The following is a 19314-nucleotide window of genomic DNA, read 5'->3' on the forward strand; positions in this document are numbered from 1 at the left end:
GCAGCATTGTCGGTGTCCTGCATCGCCCGAAACGAACTGCGCACCCCCTCGCGCAACATGCGGTTGGACCGTGCAATCCGGACCGTGCTGCTCTCCGCCCTGCTGATGGCGCCGGCGCTTATGGTGCCGGCCCTGGCGGCCGGCGCCGACGAGACAAAGCCGCCGCTGCGGCTCTGCGCCGACCCGACCAATCTGCCGTTCTCGAGCGACGACCCCGCCAAGCCCGGCCTCTATCTTGAGATCGGCCATGCGGTGGCGCAGAAGCTCGGCCGCACGGTGAGCACCAATTGGTACAAGTCCTATTTCGGCAAGCGCACCGTGCGCGAGACCTTGCTCAGCAAGCAGTGCGACGCCATGGTCGGGCTGCCCTTGATCGACGATTTCATGGGCCCGGCGGTGATCTTCTCCAAGCCGATCGCCCATGAAGGTTACGCGCTGGTCGGCGGCAAGGACCGCAAGCTTGCCGGGATCGACGACCTCAAGGGATTGCGGGTTGCGGTGCAATATCAGTCGACGCCGCAGAACCTCCTGGCGCTGCGTGACGACATCCAGAAGGTCACGGTGTTGAGCCCGGAAGAGGGCATGGCGGCCCTCGACCAGGGCAAGGTCGACATCGCCTTCATCTGGGCGCCGGTGGCGGGGTGGCTCAACAAGACCAGCTCCGGCGACAAGTATCAGATCGTGTCGACCGAGGGCGACGGCCTGCTCTGGGCGACCGCGATCGGCTTTGCCAAGGCGTCCGGCGCGTTGCGCGATGAAGTCGACGCCGTGCTGCCCTCGCTGGCGCCGGAGATTTCGGCGCTATTTGCCAAGTACGGCGTGCCGGACGGCGCGCCGGTGAAGTTTGGCCAAGCAACCCAGGCGACGGCGTCGTCCACTGGCGCGGCCGAGCCCGCCACGGTCGGGCAGGCGGCTTCGACCGAGAAGCCGGTCCAAACAGCTGCGATCGCCGCAGATACCAAGGGCGATGCCACCGCGGGGCGGGAGGTCTTCAACGGCACCTGCGCCCACTGCCATGGTCCGGACGCGGTGCAGGCCGAGCGAAAGATCGATCTCAGGCTGCTCAAGAAGCGCTATGCTGACGACATGGAACAGACATTCTGGAAGACGGTCCATGACGGGCGGCCAGCCAAGGGCATGCCCGCCTGGAAGGACGTCTTCAGCGACGACGAGCTCAGAAACGTATATGCCTATCTGCAGAGTGTGCAGGATACCGGCGGATCGGACTAGCTTCGGCCGACGGCGCATAACAGTGCGAGGGTCCTCATGATGGGGTTCCTGATCATCGACGATCACCCCCTGTTCGGAGAGGCGCTTGGCAACGCCATCCGCATCTCGCATCCCGATGCCCGGATCTATGAGGCGACCTCAATCAAGGGCGCTCTTGGCATCCTCGCCAGCGAGCCGAACATCGATCTTGCGCTGCTCGACCTGTTGCTGCCCGACGTGGTCGGCTTCTCCGGCTTCCAGAAAATCCGGGATCGCTATCCGCGGCTGCCGATCGCGATCGTCTCCAGCGAAGAGGACAAGCACACCGTCCGCGAGGCGCTGGAAATGGGCGCGGTCGGCTATCTGCCCAAGTCGACCTCGCTCGGCGAGCTGTCGCAGGCGATCGCGCGCGTGCTGAGCGGCTCGGTCTCGGCGCCGCGGGATTTCGTCGCGGTCGGCGCGCTGGAGCAGTCCGAGACGGCGCGGACGCTGCGTGAGCGGATCCAGAAGCTGACGCCGCAGCAGATTCGCGTGCTTCACCTGATCGTCCGGGGCCTGCAGAACCGCGAGATCGCCTCCGAACTCAAGCTCGCGGAATCCACGGTGAAAGCGCATGTCACCGAGATCCTGCGCAAGCTGAAGCTGTTCAGCCGCAACAAGGCGATCATCGAGCTCGGCAAGATTCCACTTCCCGTCCTTGAGGCCAGTTCGGGTGCGAAGGCAGAGAAGGCGCCCTAGATTTGCTGCGCTGCAAGGCGAACGCATCCGGGATGCTACCTATAGGCCGCCGCCCGGCTTTGAGATAACGTCGTGCGCAATGGCTGTCATGAGCATCCGAGGGAGGACGGTGCAGCATTGACCACGACCGTGCCCCTGGCGGACCAGCCGCCGGTCGATCAAGCGGGAGCACCTCGACTGCTGATCGTCGAGGACCACCCGCTGTTCCGTGCTGCTCTGATCGGGGTGATCGGGGCCGAGTTTCCCGATGCCGAGGTGCTGCAGGCGACGTCGATCGACGGCGCGCTGGACATGATCGCCACGCGCGACGGTCTCGATCTGATCCTGCTCGACCTGTCGATGCCGGGCACCACGGGCCTGCTTGGCGCCTACCGGGTGCGCGCCGCTGCACCGCGCAGCGCACTCGTGATCGTGTCGGCGCATGACGACTCCCGGATCATCGGCGGCGCGATCGCGCTCGGCATCTCCGGATTCATTCCGAAGTCGACGCCGAAGCTCGAGCTCGCGCGCCTGCTGCGCGGCATCCTCGAAGGCGAGGTGTGCCTGCCGACGCGTTTCCGCGATTCGGCTGCCGCACGGAAGGGCCAGGCCGACACCAAGCAGCTGGTGCAGCAGCTCGGCCAGTTCACCGCGCAGCAGCTTCGGGTGCTCGACATGATCTGTCACGGCCTGCAGAACAAGCACATCGCCTATCAGCTCGATATCTCGGTCACCACCGTGAAGGTGCATGTCTCGGAAATCCTGCGCAAGCTCGGTGTGCGCAGCCGGACCGAGGCCATCATCGCGCTGTCGAAACTGGATTTCGGCAAGCACGACCACGCGCCGGTGACGGCGCCGCCACCGTCGCACGGCGCTGAATCATAACCTCGCGCTCGACTGCTCCGCCGCCAGCAAGAAGGACAGCAACGAGCGCATCTCCGCCGGCTTGATCGGCTTCTTCAGCAATTCGTGGCCGAAGGCCGAGACGTCGGAAGCGGCCTTGGCCGAGTAGTCGGCGGTCACGATGATCGCCGGAACCTTGGCGTTGATTTCGCCGCGGATCACGTCGACGGCCTGGATGCCGGTCTCGCCGTTGTCGAGATGCAGATCGGCGATGATGGCGTCGGGAATGCCGTCCAGCGCATGGATGCGCTCGAGCGCCTCGGTCTTGGAGATCGTCACCGCGACGTCGCAGCCCCATTTCTCCAGGAGATGGGCGAGGCCCTCGGCGCTGGACAGGTCATTCTCGATTAGCAGGATCTTCGCACCCTCCATGCCGCCATAGCGGTAGTCGACGCTGGCCTGCTCGCGGACCGGGATCGCAACCGGATCGAAGGTGCGGGGCACGGTCACGGAGAACACCGAGCCTTTGCCGGCGCGCGAGCTCAGCCTGATGTTATGGCCGAGCAGGTCGGCAAACCGGCGCACGATCGAAAGGCCAAGCCCGATGCCGGCCTTGTCGCCGGCGCCGGCGTCGCCGCGCTGAAACTCGACGAAGATCGCCTCGCGCTCGGCTTCCGGGATGCCCGGCCCGGTGTCGTGCACCTCGATGCAGATGTCGTCGCCCTTGCGGCGGCATCCCATAAGCACGGTGCCGCGCTGGGTGTAGCGTAGCGCGTTGGCGACAAGGTTCTGCAGGATCCGGCGAAGCATCAGCGGGTCGGAGCGAACTACCGCAGACGAGGGCATGATCCGGAAGCCGAGGTTGCGCTTGGCCGCGGTGGCGACAAATTCCTGCTCCAGCGCCTCAAACAGCGCGACGATTGCGACCGGACCGATTTCGGGCCTGAGCACACCGGCATCGAGTTTCGAGATATCGAGCAGGGTCCGCAGCATGTCTTCCAGCGTCGCCAGCGACCGGTCGATCTGGTCGGTCAGCGCGCCGCTCTTGGGTTCGGTGGCCATTTCAGCCAGCGCGGACAGCGTCAGCCGTGCCGCGTTCAGCGGCTGCAGCAGGTCATGCGTCACGGACACCAGCACCGATGACTTCAGCGAGCTTGCCGCCTCGGCCTGCTGCTTGGCCTGCAGCAGGCGTCCGTTGGTTTTCTCCAGCGATTGCAGCGCCTGCTTGAGCTGCTGGGTGCGGTCGCGCACCTGCTGATCCAGCGCGATCGCGGTCTCGAACAGAGAGAAGGCGTTGAGCTGCTGGTCGGTCGAACGTTCGACCCGCGACATCAGCGCCGCGTTGATCTTGCGCAGCTTCTCGGCTTCGCGTTCGAGGGCGGCAATGCGCATGGTATTGCTGTCGGTCATTGCGGCGCGACAGCCCGCTTGCCGATGGCGATGCCGGTCAGCGTCTGGTTGACATGCATCGAGCGATACTGCTCGCCATAGGTCTGAAAGCCAATCACTTTGTTGCGGCGATAGAGCTCCGACATCTCCCGCGACAGCTGGCGCTGCTCGACATCGAGCCGGCGCAGCACGCATTCGAAGCCGATGAACATCGAGACCTCGCCGAGTTCCTCGGTCAGCTCCTTGAGCAGGCGGCTCGTCACGTCGATCGGGTCGCGCTCGCGCGCCACCGTCAGCACCATGCCCTCGTCGATCGCGCAGAAGAACTGCAGCGACCCGTCTGGATGGGTGCGCTGGATCGACCGCGCATAATAGGCGCCGCCGACCCGGACCAGCACCGGATGGGCGGCAAAGGAGAACAATTCGAGCTTGCTGTCGCTGAGGCCGACGGCGCGGGAATATTCCAGCGCGGCCGGTTCGGCATTCAACTCCTTGACGATGCGGTGCTCGGTGTCGGCCTCGGTCACCACCATCTTGGTCGATGTCGGCTCGAAATGGTCGCACTTGAAGGGGCGGAACGGCAGCCGGGTCCGGATCAGGATCAAGACAGCGGCATCGCTGTGGGCCCTGCCGCCGTGGAAGACCCAGGACTTCTCGAAGCGCAACCCGTCGCCGGCAGAGCCGCCGACCACCGGAATGTCCCCAAGCGATGCGTAGATCGCCGACATGATGGTCTCCTCACGCTGGCACATGCCGTCGATGAAGAGCAGCCCGAAGGACTCGTCGGTGTGGTCGCAATGCTCGGTGCGCTGGGCGAATTCGTTCTGCAACTCGGTGCAGATCGAGCGGCCGTGGTCGACCCGAAAGGTCGAGACGTCGAACAGCGGACGGGCCGCGATGACGAAATCCGCGGCGCTGAAGCCCATCGCGACCACGCTGTCCTCGTCCCAGCCACCGGGCGATAATTCGCCGGCCGTGGTGCAGCCGAAGATCGGCACGTCGGGCATTCGCTGCGACAGCTCGGCAATGAATTCCTGCGGTTGATAGAACGGCGACACGAACACGACGAGCATGGCGAGATCGGCCGTCACCAGTTGGCGCGCGATCTCGTCGGCTGCTTGCCGCGGTCCGTCGGTCTTTGCCTGCACCACGACAATACTGTCGGTGGCGCTGCCGTTCTGCTTCGCCAAAGGCATTCTCCCTGACCAGAATTTTTGGTTTTTCTTGGCGCGACCTGTCGTGACCGCGCGGGTCGTAACGGCATATGGGCCATGCCGCGATTGGTTGCGGTCAGGCCCGCCGGTTCTAGGTCGTGAGGGGAAATGTCATTGGCCGCGCGACTTTGCCGGCAGCTGCGTCCGTCGCAAGCGACAACGGCGCCGTTCGACGCGATGACATGGGACACCTCCCGATGCGTTCTCCCGGCCCGGGCAGGGACAGGGTTGATCGGTTCTAAACTATCGGGCCGGACCCGCGCGTCAATCCGCAAGCCTACCGCCTTTGCCCGACCAAGGTAGTACCGGGCGGCCGCTGCCCATTTACCGGGCCTTATTGATTCTGCCTTAGTTTTGCGCTCCGGGGTCTGAGGTGGCGGGTTGCTGCCGGACCCTGCGTGGTTTTCAGAATGAAGACGGGGGTTGGAATGCCGGGACTCAAGCGATCGCTGTCGATCAGGTTCCCAACCCTCAGATTTCAAGCCAAGATCATGCTCGGCTTTGCCGTCACGCTGGCGCTGTCGGCGGCCACCATGGGCTTCGCCTATATGGGCTTCGAGCGGGTCTCCGCCGGGGTCGGCTCCTACCGGCAGAGCGTCGCGGAAGCCGATCTTGCCCGCAACATCGATCGCGAATTGATCTCCTATCGATCGTTGGCGCGCTACTACGTCGCGACCGGCAAGGAGGATGACGCCAAGGCCGCGCTCGCCGCCGAGGCCAACCTGAAGGACGCCATCGTGGCGTCGATGAAGGGCACCACCAATCCCGCCCGGCTCGAGCAGGTCACCAAGCTGGAGCGCGAATTCCGCGCCTTCACCAAGATCTTTGCCGAGATCGTCCGCACAAAGGACGAGAGCGCGCAGACCGCACAGAACAAGCTGGTCCGCAGTGCGACTTCGATGCGCTACAAGCTCGACGATCTGCCGAGCAATGCCGACGATTCCGAGCTGCAGTCGATTCAGTTCGGCGCCAAGAAAGTTTCCGATCAGCTGCAGTCGATCACCGGCGCCGTCAACACGTTCGTCGTCAACGGCGACAAGACGGTCGCCTCCAGCGCGCTCGCTCGGTTGAAATTCGCCGACAATCTCGTGAAGGGGATCACCTCGAAGAACGAACGGATCACGCAGGGCGTGAAGGACATTACCGCCCTGCTTGAAGAGTACCGCGAGGCGCTGGCCAAGCTGATAGCGAATGCCAAGTCGATCGACGAATTGACCGTTGAGATGACGGAATCCGCGGCCGCCATCAGCCAGGGTGCGGCAGCGATGAAGTCCGACCTGCTCGCCGATCAGAAGCGGCTCGAGACCGAATCGCATTCCATGATCGGCGAGACCGAGCGGCTGATCCTGATGCTTGCTGCCGGCAGCTTCGTGCTCGGCCTCGGCTGGGCCTTCCTGCTCGGCAAGGGGATCTCGCGGCCGATCGCGGCGATGTGTGCGGCGATGCGCGAACTCGCGGCGGGCAATTTCGACGTGGTGCTGCCCGGTCTCGGCCGTCGCGACGAACTTGGCGAGATGGCCGGCGCCGTCGAGGAGTTCAAGGTCCAGGCGGTCGCCAAGGCCGAGCGCGATGCCGCGACCCAGGAGGCCCAGAACAAGGCGAGCGCCACCGCACGGCGTGCCGAGCTGATTCGCTTCGCCGACGAATTCGAATCCGCCGTCGGCTCGATCGTCTCCAATGTGTCGGCCTCTGCTGTTCAGCTCGAATCCGCGGCCGGTACGTTGACCCGCACGGCCGAGACCACCCAGAACCTGTCGAGCCAGGTCGCCGGCGCCTCCGAGGAGGCCTCCAGCAACATGCAATCGGTGGCCTCCGCGACCGAGGAGCTGTCGGCGTCGGTCGACGAGATCGGCCGCCGCGCCAAGGAGTCCAGCCAGATCGCCGATTCCGCCGTGCGCCAGGCCGAGCAGACCGATGCTCGGATCGGCAAGCTCTCGCGCGCCGCGCAGGAGATCGGCGACGTCGTCAAGCTGATCACGGCGATCGCCGAGCAGACCAACCTCCTGGCGCTGAACGCCACCATCGAGGCCGCGCGTGCCGGCGATGCGGGGCGCGGCTTCGCGGTGGTCGCATCCGAGGTCAAGTCGCTGGCGAGCCAGACCGCCAAGGCCACCGACGAGATCTCCACCCACATCTCGGGCATGCAGGCCGCGACGCAGGAATCGGTCGCCGCCATCAAGGAGATCGGCGGCACGATCGGACAGATCTCCGGGATCGCGACCAACATCGCAAGCTCGGTCGAGCAGCAGAGCGCGGCAACGCAGGAGATCGCGCGCAGCGTGCAGAACGTCGCGCAGGGCACCCAGGAAGCTGCCGCCAGCATCACCCAGGTCAATCGCGGCGCTACCGAGACGGGAGCCGCCTCCGAAGAGGTGCTGAACTCGGCCCGCTCGCTGTCGGTCGAGAGCTCGCGGCTGCGCGAGGAACTCGACCGCTTCATGGCGAATATCCGCGCGGCGTAGGCGGAACTGCTAGTCGTCGTCCTGGCGAAAAGCCAGGACCCATTACCACAAATGTTTGTAGATCCCGGGGCAACGAGCCGCGTACTTCTTTCGAAGGCCACGGCGTATGAATCCCGGCTTTCGCCAGGGCGACGAAATCAATCAATCTCGCCCGAATTGGTGCTTCAACTCGACCTTGGCGCGTTCCAGCCGTGACCGCTCCGCCTTCGGCAGCGTTCTGCCGGCGCGGTTGATGTAGAAGGTGAGCATCGACAGCGCCGACCGATAGGCGCCGCTCTTGCGGCGCGTACTGTGTTCGGCGGATGCCTTCAGCGATGCCGCGATCTTCTTTGCGCTGGCCTGCTTGAACACGCCGTGCTCGAGGTCGAGCGCGTCGCTCTCCTTCGTCACCCGCTGCGACCAGCGTTTCGACGGCGTTTTCCTCGCGCCGCGCGTGCGGCGCGCCGTGCTCGTGGATCGCGCGGCCGATTTTCGTACTGATTTCCTCGGTGATTTTCTTGCCGTCTTGCGCGTCGCTTTCTTGTGTGCGGCCATCGATGCCTCCGTGGCTGTTGAACCAAAACCGCTCGCGCAGCCGCGGTTCCTATGCCGCATTGCGGGAACCGATGCGGGGCTGCGGCGTTGACGTTGCGTGGCGGGCACTCCGTTTGCCGCAATCCTGGGAGAGAGAACCTTGGAACAACCGTTCCGGGGCCTTTGCCATTGGTCAATTCTGATGACACTGCAGCCGACCCAATTGAGCTCTGCGGCGACGCGCGAGGCCGTGGCCCCGGCCACGCCAGATGATGACCGCATCATCGAGACCTCGATCCCCCTTCGGCTCGACAACCTCCGCTGGAGCAGCTTCCACACCCGCGTCGTGCTGGCGCTCGGCATCACCTGGATCCTCGACGGGCTCGAAGTGACGCTGGCCGGTGCGCTGTCGGGCGCGCTGAAGGAGAGCCCGACCATGGGGTTCTCCAACGCCGATGTCGGACTTGCCAGCAGCGCCTATCTTGCCGGCGCCGTGCTTGGCGCCCTCGGCTTCGGCTGGCTCACCGACCGCATCGGGCGCAAGAAGCTGTTCTTCATTACGCTTGCGGTTTATCTCTCGGCCACCGCCGCGACCGCGCTGTCGTGGAATATCGCGAGCTACGCGCTGTTTCGCTTTCTCACCGGCGCCGGCATCGGTGGCGAATACACCGCGATCAATTCGACCATCCAGGAGCTGGTGCCGGCGCGCTATCGCGGGTGGACCGACCTCGTCATCAACGGCAGCTTCTGGATCGGCGCCGCGATCGGCGCGCTGAGCGCGATCGTCCTGCTCGATCCCGCGTTCCTTGCTCCGGACCACGGCTGGCGGATCGCCTATTTCACCGGTGCGGTGCTCGGCCTCGTCGTGCTGTTGATGCGGATGTGGATTCCGGAAAGTCCGCGCTGGCTGATGATCCACGGTCGCCCCGACGAGGCCCACAGGATCGTCGCCGATATCGAGACCTCGGTGCTCGGTCACGAACAGTCGAGCGCAGACTTTGACAAGATCAGACTTCGGATGCGCGATCACACGCCGCTGCGCGAGGTAGCGGTGACGCTGTTCTCCACCTACCGGCAGCGCTCGATGGTCGGGTTGACGCTGATGGCCGCGCAGGCCTTCTTCTACAATGCGATCTTCTTCACCTTCGCGCTGATCCTGACCGATTTCTTCGGCATCGCCGCCAGCAATGTCGGCTGGTACATCCTCCCCTTCGCCGCCGGCAACTTCTTCGGGCCGCTGCTGCTGGGCCGGTTGTTCGACACGCTCGGCCGCCGCACCATGATCGCGCTGACCTATGGCGCCTCGGGCGTGCTGCTGGCGCTATCCGGCTATCTGTTCTCGATCGGCGTGTTCAGTGCGCAGACCCAGACCATCGCCTGGATGGTGATCTTCTTCTTCGCTTCGCCGGCCGCGAGCGCCGCCTATCTCACCGTCAGCGAGACGTTTCCGCTCGAGGTCCGCGCGCTCGCGATCGCCGTCTTCTACGCTGTTGGCACCGGCATCGGCGGGGTGATCGGACCCGCGCTGTTCGGCGTGCTGATCGACACCGGATCGCGCAACAGCGTGTTCGCCGGCTACCTCTTGGGGTCGGCGCTCATGATCGTCGCGGCAGCCGTCGCACGGCGCTACGCCGTCGCGGCCGAGCGAAAATCGCTCGAATCAGTCGCGCGACCACTGGCATGTGTGGAGTAGACTATGACGAAGCATGAATTGGCCGAAATGCCCATGGATGATGATATCGCCCCTGACGTGACGACCGGCAGCGTGCCGGCGCCTGCATCGCTCGTTCCGCCGCTGGATCACACCGCGGTGTTGCTCGACATCGACGGCACGCTGCTCGATTTCGCCCCGACGCCGCGCGAGGTCTGGGTGCCGCCGGAACTCGCGACCACGCTGAAGCGGTTGCATGATCGCACTGGCGGCGCGCTGGCGCTGGTCAGCGGCCGCTCGCTCAACGATATCGACCTGATCTTCGCGCCGGAGGTGTTTCCCGCGATCGGCGGCCATGGCGCGGAGATGCGGCTGCAGCCGGACAGCGAGGCGGTCGCCGCGCACGCGCCGCCGCTTGACAAGGAATTGAAGCGTCGCCTCGCCGCGATCGCCAAGCTCAGCCCCGGCATTCTGCTCGAGGACAAGGGCTACTCGCTGGCGCTGCACTATCGGCTCGCGCCGCAGGCGGAGAGGGCGATCTATGAGGCGGTGTCGCTGATCCGCGCCGAGCTGCCGAACGCGCCGATCGAGGTGCTGCCGGGCAAGAGCGTCTGCGAGATTAAGCATTCCGGCTTCACCAAGGCAACCGGCGTGCGCGAGCTGATGACCCATGAGCCCTTCAAGAGACGCCGCCCGTTCTTTATCGGTGATGACGTTACCGACGAGACGGTGTTTGCGATCATGCCCGATTTCAACGGTCTCGCATTCTCCGTCGGCCGCCGCGCGACCGGCGTTGCCGGACATTTCGAGGGGCCGAGCGACGTGCGCACATTCCTTGCGCGTCTGCTCGACGATGATAGGGACGCCGGCCTGTCCTAACCGAGCGACATTCAGCGCAATGATCGAATGCGGTGCTTTTGCGTCGTTGCGTCAACCTCGCATGAAATTTTCTTTTCGCGAGTTCCCGCGAGTTCCGTGCGCGTTTGTCAGAATTTGGTTTCAATTGGGAGATTCCTTGATCAGGAACCATCTTGATGAATGGTTGTTAATACGCGAGTTGACCAACAGGAGGGGACCGGGTGAACCTCGTCGTCGTATCGAACCGCGTCTCGCGCGGAAAACCCAATGAACCCATGACGGGGGGGCTGGCTGCGGCATTGTTGCCGGTGGTGGAAAAGACAGGGGCCATCTGGGTTGGTTCCAGCGGACGCGTCCGCGACGGGAACTTGAAGGAACCTTTTGCAGAAGTCGAAGCTCTCGGTGCCGGCGCGCTGGCGATGCTCGACCTGCCGGCCGCGCACTATGGCGGCTACTACGAAGGCTTTGCCAATTCGGCGCTGTGGCCTGCGATGCATTCGCGCGCCGACCTGATTCGTGCCTCGCACGAGGACTATCAGAGCTATCGCGAAGTGAATGCGTTCATGGCGCGTGCGCTGCTGCGCTTCCGCAAGCCCGATTCCGTGTTCTGGATCCAGGACTATCATTTCCTCGCGCTCGGCGCCGAGCTGCGCGACCTCGGCGTCACGCAGCCGGTCGGCTTCTTCCTGCACACGCCGTGGCCGGCGCGCGCGGTGATCGCAGGCGTGCCCAATCATCGCGAACTGATCGAGGCGATGCTGTCTTACGACCTGATCGGCTTCCAGACCGATGAGGACTGCGAGAACTTCCTGAGCTACGTGCAGAACGATCTCGATTTCGAGGTGCGCGACGGCGTGATCAATTCGTCGTTCGGTCGCACCCGCGCGGCGGTGTTTCCGATCGGTATCGATCCCGAAAAATTCGCGCAGCAGGCGACCAGGGCGATGACGCATCCCGACGTGACGCGGCTGCGGCGCAGCCTCAACGGCGAGAAGCTCGCGATCGGCGTCGACCGGCTCGACTATTCCAAGGGCCTCGTCAACCGCATCAAGGCGTTCGACAAGATGTGGACGCTGCACCCGAACCTGAAGCGTTCGGTGTCGCTGCTGCAGATCGCAACGCCGTCGCGCGGCGCGATCGAGGCCTATGGCAATCTGGCGAGCGAGGTCGCCAAGCTCGTCACCGACGTCAACGGCGTGCATGGCGAGGTGGACTGGACGCCGATCCGCTACCTCAACAAGGGCTTTGGCCAGGGCGTGCTCGCCGGGCTCTACCGCACCGCGCAGGTCGGCGTGGTGACGCCGCTGCAGGACGGCATGAACCTCGTCGCCAAGGAATATGTCGCAGCGCAGAATCCGGCCGACCCCGGCGTGCTGGTGCTGTCGAAATTCGCCGGTGCCGCGAACGAGCTCGACGCCGCGCTGCTGGTCAACCCGCATGACATCGACGGCATGGCACGGACCCTGGCGACCGCGCTCGCGATGCCGCTGACCGAGCGGCGGATGCGCTGGGAAGCCATGATGGAGAAGCTCAACAGCGGCACCATCCAGCAATGGTTCGCCGATTTCATCGAGGCGCTGCAGGATACGCACAATGCGGGTGCCGCGGCGCTGCCGGAGCCACCCAGCCTGTGGCCGCGCCGCACGGCGGATTTTGCCGCGCGATATCACTGAGCCAGCACGGGTTCGCCAGCGCACAGCGAGGATGGGCACGCCAGCGTTTGCCCATCGGGCGCGTCGTCTGCCCGCTCGTCGTCTGTCCGCTCAGTGTCACGGTTGCACGCACTTCTGGTTGACGGTGTCCGGGGTCGTACTCCGCGTGAGCCTCCGGGGTCGTGCTCCGCGTGAGCCAAGGAGCGTAATTGCCACCGGGACGCGACCAGGATCGGCCGATCGATTGCGCTGCCCGATTTGCGCCGGTCTTTGACCGGCCACCGGCCAAAATCGCGCGCCGTGGCGGGCAAGGCCGCCGGAATGCGGCTGACATTGTCGCCAATTTACCCAATATTTTCAATCTGTTGGGGAAATTTCACGCTCCGGCCCCGCGCTCCCTTGCAAAATCCGCCTCAGCCCTTCAAGAGAGGCCTCCCGGAGAGATGGCCGAGTGGCTTAAGGCGCACGCTTGGAAAGCGTGTGTGCGGGAAACCGTACCGTGGGTTCGAATCCCACTCTCTCCGCCAGTCCCTATTTGTCCAGCCCGGACACATAGGTAACAGAACGTACCTGAGACATGGGTGACAACCTCGTGCCGTTCGGGTTGTCGAGGGTTGCAGAGTCTACTCCACGCATTGATGGCACACCCCATTATAGCTCGGTCCGCGCTTTCGCCGCCAACCCCGCGCGCCAAGGGGCGCGCCCCTGCGGGCTTCGGAGGTTGACTGCTCAGCGCGGCCAAGCAAGTGGCTGCCATGCCAACAATGAGCGAGAGTGCATCTCGGTCAGAGCACCGTCGTACCGGGGACATCGGTAACGGGCTTGGGGCCGTAATGGGTTGTCGAGGGGCTGCAAGGTCTTTTGCTCCAGGTCGAAATATCCCAGATCGTAGTGCATGAAGCTGACGAGCCAGATGCCCTCGTCGACTTCCTTGATGCCGAGCTTCTGGCCGGCCAGCACGGTCGAGATGTTGATCCTCTTGCGATGCAGGCAGAGCCGGCCGCAGGCGGTAACGAGGACGTCGCGGTCATGGAATGGATAGGACAGTTCGGGCAAGCCGTCATAGCGGAGCGGTGAAGTCGCATACAATTGCGCCGGACATTTCATGTCGAGCGCCTCGTGTGGTCTTTCCGTGTTGAACTCCTGGACGAAGGCATCGAAGCGGCCCTGTTGTTGTAGAATATTCGCGCCCGGTGGCCGGGTCGCCTCCTGCTTCAGCGTCAGGTGCGCCATCACGATCCGGTTCGGGAAGCTGAGGTCGCCGAGGGCTATGGGACGAAAGAGACCTGCCATGTTGTTCACCTTCGGTCGGGCTCGCAGCTAGGGCCGCAGGACTGTCGTGTAGTTCGCCGGGATCCATTCAAACCGGCCGTCCGTGGCGCGGACGTGTCCGAGGCCCGGAAAGGCAATGTGGGCAGCGGCGATCCAGGTGTCAGTTCGCGCAGCATCCGAGAATTCTGCCATGCGTCTTGCCTCGGCCGCGAGCGGATCGCTGTCATAGGTCACGGTCACGGCGGGATCGGGAAACTGGATCGGGGCGACGTGGACGAGGTCTCCCCACACCAGCAGCCGATGCGGTCCGCTCGTGACCTCGTAGGAGGTGTGGCCCGGCGTATGGCCGAACGTCGGGATCGCGCGAATTCCGGGTGACAGCTCTGCGCCCGGCTGGAACGGCCGCACGCGGCCGGAATCCAGATAGGGCTTCAACGACGCGCGATCGCCTTCGAACATGGGCTTGAGGAAGGCTGCCGCCTGGTCCTCGCTTTTCGGATCGAGCCAGTAGTCGAGATCGTTCTGGCTGACCCTGACGATCGCGTTCGGGAATGCGACCTTGCCGTGCGGAGCTATGCCTCCGACATGATCGGCATGCAGGTGCGTGAGATAGACCTCGTCGATCTGCTCGGGCCGATAGCCGGCGGCGATGAGGTTTTCGACGAGATGGCCGCAGCAGTCGCCGTAGAGGCTGCCGCGCCGCTGTCGATCAGCACGAGCTTGCCCCCGGTGTTGATCAGGAAAGCGTTGATACTCTGCGGATCGTGGCACCAGTCGGTGAAGAAGTGACGCAGCCAGATCTCTTCACGGCCCGCCAGCAGCGCTTCGGGCAGGTCGGCCACCTGGTGAAACAGGAAGAACCAGTACTGCCGTGCGATCTTTGCATTCATCTCGCGCGCGACGACGCGCGTCGGCACGTTGTCCATCACAACAAGCCTGTCGACCAGCGCGGGATGGTCCTTCACCAGGCGCGTGGCGACCCGCGCGCCGCGATCGTGCCCGATCAGCGCGAACCGACCGATGCCGAGAGCCTCCGCCAGTTTGACGATGTCATTGGCCATCGTCCTCTTGTCGTAGCCGGTCGAAGGCTTGTCGGTGTCGCCATAACCGCGCAGGTCGGGCGCGATCACCCGATATCGCCGCGCAAGCTCGGGAATCTGGAACCGCCAGGCGTAGCTGGTCTCGGGAAAGCCATGCAGCAGGATGACCGGTGGACCGGAGCCCGCGTGGCGACAATGCTGGCGGATGCCGTTGGCCCTGATCGTGTCGTGTCCGGCGTCGTCCATTTGCGATCTGATCCCTGACCGGCGCGGGTGGCATCGATTTTGTTCCGATGTTGATCCAAAACCAGTCCGGCTGATTGCACATCCTGGCGTGCGGTTGTACGATTGCGTCCTGGTTGAAAGTGAGGATGCTGCCGGTCGTGGCTCCCAAATCCGTGTGGCCCCTCACGTGATCGGGCGAAAATCCAAGACATTCCGATCGGTATCGGCCTCAATAAGCGATCAGACAGCTGCGACTGCCGTTGGCGGGAGCGGGGAGGACGATTTGCGTTCGGCTGCGATTTGGATCGCCATATCGAGGATTGCGTATCGGCTATGAAGGGTTCTCTTCAGCACTATTCAGCAAGGCAACGGTGAGCGCGTATCGTGGCCGAACCAGACAGATCGCGCTCGCCCTCCCGTGGCCTTCATCACGTCACGACGATCATTGACGACGTGCAGCGTGCCGCGAATTTTTACGCCGGCGTTCTCGGTCTGAAACGAGTCAAGAAAACGGTCTGCTACGACGACCCGGGCAGCTACCACCTCTATTATGGCGACGACGCCGGGAGCCCGGGAACGGTGCTGAGTACCCTGGCGTGGCGATGCGTCGCGAAGGGATTGGTCGGGGTCGGGGAAGTCGTGCAGACCGCACTTCGTGTGCCGACCGGATCGCTCGAATGGTGGGCGGAGCGGCTCACGGCCGCGAATGTCGAATGCCGGTTCGATCATTCGCCGTTTGGCGAGCGGCTGCTCTGCTTCGCCGATCCCGACGGAACGACGCTTGCTCTGGTCGAAGCGGTGCAGGATCGTCACGACGCCGGACCTAGCGATGCGGCTCAAGCGGTCATGGGTTTGAACGAGGTCACGCTGAACGTCCGCTCGGAGGACGCCACCATCGATATCCTCCAGGACGTGCTCGGCTTCAAGCGCGTTTCGCAGGCCGATGATTCGATCCGTTTCGCCGCGCATGACGGTCCCGGAGGCACGCTGACGCTGCGGATGGTGGGCGCGTCGTCGCGGGGCCGCCTTGGTGGCGGCACGATCAGGCATGTTGCTTTCCGCTCGGCGAATGTTGAAGATCAATCCGAAATGATCCGGAAGCTTCAAAGACATCACGACATCGCCGTAACTGAGCCGATCGAGAGAACCTATCTGACTGCAGTCGGCTTCCGGGCGCCATGCGGCGTGCTGTTCGAGATCGCAACCGATGGACCCGGCTTCGCGGTCGACGAGCCGCGCAATCAGCTGGGGGAGGGTCTCAGATTGCCCGGTTTTCTCGAGGAACGCCGCCTGGAATTGCAAACCATCTTGCCCCCGCTGAACTAAGCGGGCTTGCGGTTGGCCAACTCGTCGAGCATCGCCTTGGTCCGCCGGAACGGGACGGCGTCGAAACCTTCAGTGAACTTTCCCAGCGTCCGCTCGAGCACCGCGGCAGCCTCGCTGTCTCGTCGCTGCCGGCGCAGGAATCCTGCGAGACTTTCGACCGACCTGAGCTCCCATCCAAGGGCCCCTTGCCGTTCGGAAACCTCGAATGCTTCGCGCAAATGGGCCTCGGCCGACTCCGAATTGGGTCCCTGCAAGATAGCGAGGACGTCGCCGTGGATCCGCAGCGAATCCGGCAGCAACCAGAGTGCTTCCGTGGCCCTGGTTCGCTCGAGGCATTCCGCGGACGCCAGCAGCGCCTCTTCGGGTCGATCATCCGCCGCCAGCACCTCGGCCAGACGGCCGATGAATGGGATCGACACATTCTCGTATTGGGCGCCACTTAGCTTCGAAAGCGCCTCTCGCAGCAGCCGTTCGGCGGGCTCGATCTGGCCTCTCAGGAAGAGCAGCCTGCCTTCGAAGCCGATCGATGAAAACACGTAGCTCTGGATATCGTTATCCTGAGCCACCTGTCTGAACCGCTGGATCGCGCACGCCGCCTGGTCGAGGTCCTCCAGGCTCAGGAACAGCGAAACCCCGCACCAGCTGAGTGCCTGGCAGATCGAGGTCGGATTACCCGTCTCCTCCGCCTCGGCATGCGCGGACAGGCAGGCTCGAACGGTGCGATCGAAGCGTCCCAAATTCCAATAGGCCCGCGCGGTCACGCATTGCGCATAGACCGAATGATTCAATCCCCATCGGCCGATCTGCGAGACGTCACTATGAGTTCGGAAGTACTCGTGGGCTTCGCGTGCAAGCTCCAGGGCCGGTGCATACTCGGCGCGGAAGAACAGCGACGCACTCTTCGCGCTCTTCGTCATCGCCAGGGCCGCGGGCTCGTCGGCGTCGGCAACGAGCCTCTCGATCCGCTCCGTTCCCTGCAGTGCGCCTTTGAAGTCGCCGCGCCGGTGCAGGAACACGATGAGGCCCAGCCGGGCTCTCAGCTCCCATTGCCGGTCGCCGAGGCGTGCCGCAAGCTCGATCGCCCTGTTCAGCGCGTCGCGCGACTGGCCCGTCATGCCCTGCGTGAACATCACGGCGAGGCCGTGAGCGGCCTTCAGAACCATCTCGTTGCGTTCGCTCTCGATGGCCGGGTCGAGCGCGTCGATCGCTCTTGTTGTCCATGCGATGCATTCGGTCAGGAGCGAGTTCTCCAGCCACACGGGCACCGCCGCGGCCGCAAGCGCGACGCCCGCTGGGGCGTGGCTATCCGTCGAGAACGCCCAGTCGAGGATGCCGCGCACATTATCGAGTTCCTGGACCGCCCCCCTCAGGGCCTGCACCCGCTTCGGTCCATCGGCGTACCTGCAGAGCATTTCGGTAACGCAGGCCGCAAGGCGCGCTGCGAGCTCGTTGCGCTCGGATTGTTCGACCAGCCTGGCGAGCGCAAACGCCTTGGTGATCTCCAGCAACCGGAATCGGGTCCGCTCGGAGCCGATATCCACCGAGACAAGCGACTTGCAGACGAGATCGGCGAGGATCGCTGCGGTGTCGGCGTCCTCGGCTGGCGGAATCACCGAGACGGCGGCTTCGAGGGTGAAGCTGCCGGCGAAAATGCCGAGGCAGCGCAGAACGTATCGCTCGCGCTCGCACAGCAGCTGGTAGCTCCAGTCGAGGGCCGCCGCGATCGTACGATGTCGGGCCGGCGTGCCGCGGCGTGCGTCCGCGAGCAGGTGCATGCGGTCCTCGATCCGGGCCGCCAGTCCGTTGACGCCGAACGCATCGACGCGCGCGGCGGCGACCTCGATTGCGAGCGGGTTGCCGTCGAGTTCGCGGCAGATCTCCGCGGCAAAGTGGGCATTGGCTTCGGTCAGCTCGAAATCGTTGACGATGGCAGCCGCCCGCTCCACGAACAACTGAACCGCCGGATAGCCCAAGGCATCCTTCGGCCCGAGGGATACCCCGATGGGAGGCACCTCGAGGGGCGGCAGCCGGAACACCTGCTCGCCATCGATGCGCAGCGGCTCCCGGCTCGTGGTCAGCACCTTGATGCCGCCGGCGCCGCGCAGCAGCTCGCCGATGGCGGCCGACGCCCCGTCGATCAGATGCTCGCAATTGTCGAACACCAGAAGCAGACTCTTGTAACGCAGCGCCGCCGCGATGCCGGGCAAGACGTCGCTCGACCGGGCGTCGATCGGAAGGGCGGACGCGATCACGCTCGAAATCAGCGAGGCATCCGCGATCGAGCCGAGGTCGATCAGCCACACGCCGTGCTGAAACTGCGGCAGCATCGCCTCCGCCAGCCGAAGCGCGACCGATGTCTTTCCGACGCCCGGCGGCCCGACGATGCTGAGAAGGCGGCTGTCAGCCAGTTTCTGTCTCATCGACCGAAGCGCTTCGGCGCGTCCGACCAGCCGGTTCAGTTGCGCCGGCAGGTTGTGAGCCGCCTGCGTCGCCGCCTGGTCAATCGCCGGGCGCTCCTCTTCGAGCACCTTGATGGGCGCAACGAAGCGATAGCCGCGGCCCGGACTGTTGACGATGTACTGATTGGCGTTGTCGTCCTCGCCGAGCGCGCGACGAAGTGCCGCCACCTGGACGGTCAGGTTGGCTTCCACGACGAATGTATCGGGCCAGGCGATCTCGACGAGTTCGCGCTTGCTCACCAGCTCGCCCGCGCGCTCGACCAGCGCGATCAGGATCTCGATCGCCTTGCTGCCGAGGCGAATGACGCGCTCGCCCTCGAGCAGGACCCGCTTCGAAGTGGAAAGGCGAAACGGTCCAAATAGAAACGTACGCTCTGGTCTGTCGTCGCGATCAGGCATCCTTCAGTCAGCCATGAGCCTTCTCAAGGGACCTCACTACGCCACGACCTGGAGGGTGTCCATCCCCTCAAAGACGCATGCGGAC

Annotated in this window: 14 protein-coding genes, 1 tRNA gene and 1 pseudogene; 9 read left to right on the forward strand and 7 right to left on the reverse strand. The window is 64.5% G+C overall.

Annotated features, from left to right (window positions below):
- Window positions 1–12: 12 nt before the first annotated feature.
- The 3 genes from AKN83_RS22815 to AKN83_RS22825 all read left to right on the forward strand — a co-directional run bounded on the left by AKN83_RS22815 (window position 13) and on the right by AKN83_RS22825 (window position 2811).
- Window positions 13–1230 (forward strand): c-type cytochrome, encoded by a 1218-nt coding sequence (locus AKN83_RS22815; protein WP_244522089.1) that lies wholly within the window; start codon window positions 13–15, stop codon window positions 1228–1230.
- A gap of 36 nt (window positions 1231–1266) precedes the next feature.
- Window positions 1267–1947: a response regulator gene (locus AKN83_RS22820; RefSeq protein WP_050401758.1), complete on the forward strand. Its 681-nt coding sequence runs from the start codon at window positions 1267–1269 to the stop codon at window positions 1945–1947.
- 117 nt (window positions 1948–2064) lie between these two features.
- Window positions 2065–2811 carry a LuxR C-terminal-related transcriptional regulator gene (locus AKN83_RS22825; protein WP_063695474.1) on the forward strand — a complete coding sequence of 249 codons (747 nt, stop codon included), beginning with the start codon at window positions 2065–2067 and terminating at the stop codon, window positions 2809–2811.
- Here the strand turns inward: AKN83_RS22825 and AKN83_RS22830 are convergent.
- Entirely contained in the window at window positions 2806–4179 is a 1374-nt protein-coding gene (locus AKN83_RS22830) for an ATP-binding response regulator (protein WP_050401760.1), read from the reverse strand. The two genes, AKN83_RS22825 and AKN83_RS22830, sit on opposite strands and share 6 nt — an antisense overlap.
- Window positions 4176–5348 (reverse strand): FIST N-terminal domain-containing protein, encoded by a 1173-nt coding sequence (locus AKN83_RS22835; RefSeq protein WP_083992208.1) that lies wholly within the window; start codon window positions 5346–5348, stop codon window positions 4176–4178. The genes AKN83_RS22830 and AKN83_RS22835 overlap by 4 nt, the downstream gene beginning before the upstream one ends.
- 452 nt (window positions 5349–5800) lie before the next feature.
- Between AKN83_RS22835 and AKN83_RS22840 the strand changes: the two genes are divergently transcribed.
- Window positions 5801–7834, forward strand: a complete 2034-nt coding sequence (locus AKN83_RS22840; protein WP_050401762.1) for a methyl-accepting chemotaxis protein — start codon at window positions 5801–5803, stop codon at window positions 7832–7834.
- A gap of 141 nt (window positions 7835–7975) precedes the next feature.
- Here AKN83_RS22840 and AKN83_RS22845 read toward each other — a convergent pair whose 3' ends face one another.
- The gene (locus tag AKN83_RS22845; protein ID WP_050401763.1) at window positions 7976–8368 is read right to left on the reverse strand and encodes a DUF3175 domain-containing protein; all 393 of its coding nucleotides are present in this window, start codon (window positions 8366–8368) and stop codon (window positions 7976–7978) included.
- Between the two features lie 181 nt (window positions 8369–8549).
- Here AKN83_RS22845 and AKN83_RS22850 point away from each other — a divergent pair, with 181 nt between their 5' ends.
- The 4 genes from AKN83_RS22850 (at window position 8550) to AKN83_RS22865 (ending at window position 13035) form a co-directional block, all read left to right on the forward strand.
- On the forward strand, window positions 8550–10040 hold the full coding sequence (locus AKN83_RS22850; protein WP_050401764.1) for an MFS transporter: 1491 nt from the start codon (window positions 8550–8552) through the stop codon (window positions 10038–10040).
- A gap of 3 nt (window positions 10041–10043) precedes the next feature.
- Complete coding sequence (gene otsB / locus AKN83_RS22855) at window positions 10044–10877, forward strand: trehalose-phosphatase (protein ID WP_050401765.1); 834 nt, start codon at window positions 10044–10046, stop codon at window positions 10875–10877.
- 200 nt (window positions 10878–11077) lie between these two features.
- A complete protein-coding gene (locus AKN83_RS22860) occupies window positions 11078–12529 on the forward strand; it encodes a trehalose-6-phosphate synthase (RefSeq protein ID WP_050401766.1) in 1452 nt (483 codons plus the stop codon).
- Window positions 12530–12945: 416 nt separating this feature from the next.
- Window positions 12946–13035: transfer RNA gene (locus AKN83_RS22865), tRNA-Ser, on the forward strand.
- A gap of 258 nt (window positions 13036–13293) precedes the next feature.
- On the opposite strand, the pseudogene AKN83_RS22870 reads toward AKN83_RS22865, so the two are convergent.
- The 3 genes and pseudogenes from AKN83_RS22870 to AKN83_RS22880 form a co-directional block, all read right to left on the reverse strand.
- Window positions 13294–13735: pseudogene (locus AKN83_RS22870) on the reverse strand (IS481 family transposase); the annotation flags it as partial.
- A 93-nt stretch (window positions 13736–13828) separates the two neighbouring features.
- Window positions 13829–14431, reverse strand: a complete 603-nt coding sequence (locus AKN83_RS41300) for an MBL fold metallo-hydrolase (RefSeq protein ID WP_244522091.1) — start codon at window positions 14429–14431, stop codon at window positions 13829–13831.
- Window positions 14353–15066, reverse strand: coding sequence for an alpha/beta fold hydrolase (locus AKN83_RS22880; protein ID WP_083992181.1), 714 nt, complete (start codon window positions 15064–15066; stop codon window positions 14353–14355). Before AKN83_RS22880 ends, AKN83_RS41300 begins: the two co-directional genes overlap by 79 nt.
- Before the next feature lie 363 nt (window positions 15067–15429).
- On the opposite strand from AKN83_RS22880, the gene AKN83_RS22885 reads away from it, so the two are divergent.
- On the forward strand, window positions 15430–16371 hold the full coding sequence (locus AKN83_RS22885; RefSeq protein ID WP_050401768.1) for a ring-cleaving dioxygenase: 942 nt from the start codon (window positions 15430–15432) through the stop codon (window positions 16369–16371).
- Here AKN83_RS22885 and AKN83_RS22890 read toward each other — a convergent pair.
- Entirely contained in the window at window positions 16368–19229 is a 2862-nt protein-coding gene (locus tag AKN83_RS22890) for an ATP-binding protein (protein WP_050401769.1), read from the reverse strand. The genes AKN83_RS22885 and AKN83_RS22890 overlap by 4 nt on opposite strands.
- Between the last annotated feature and the right edge of the window lie 85 nt (window positions 19230–19314).

Source organism: Bradyrhizobium embrapense, from assembly GCF_001189235.2.
Classification (GTDB): Bacteria; Pseudomonadota; Alphaproteobacteria; order Rhizobiales; family Xanthobacteraceae; genus Bradyrhizobium; species Bradyrhizobium embrapense.

Coding starts and splice junctions, on each gene's coding strand:
- AKN83_RS22820 (WP_050401758.1), top strand. CDS start 1,267: ATGATGGGGTTCCTGATCATCGACGATCACCCCCTGTTCGGAGAGGCG.
- AKN83_RS22830 (WP_050401760.1), bottom strand. CDS start 4,179: ATGACCGACAGCAATACCATGCGCATTGCCGCCCTCGAACGCGAAGCC.
- AKN83_RS22840 (WP_050401762.1), top strand. CDS start 5,801: ATGCCGGGACTCAAGCGATCGCTGTCGATCAGGTTCCCAACCCTCAGA.
- AKN83_RS22845 (WP_050401763.1), bottom strand. CDS start 8,368: ATGGCCGCACACAAGAAAGCGACGCGCAAGACGGCAAGAAAATCACCG.
- AKN83_RS22850 (WP_050401764.1), top strand. CDS start 8,550: ATGACACTGCAGCCGACCCAATTGAGCTCTGCGGCGACGCGCGAGGCC.
- otsB (WP_050401765.1), top strand. CDS start 10,044: ATGACGAAGCATGAATTGGCCGAAATGCCCATGGATGATGATATCGCC.
- AKN83_RS22880 (WP_083992181.1), bottom strand. CDS start 15,066: ATGGACGACGCCGGACACGACACGATCAGGGCCAACGGCATCCGCCAG.
- AKN83_RS22890 (WP_050401769.1), bottom strand. CDS start 19,229: ATGCCTGATCGCGACGACAGACCAGAGCGTACGTTTCTATTTGGACCG.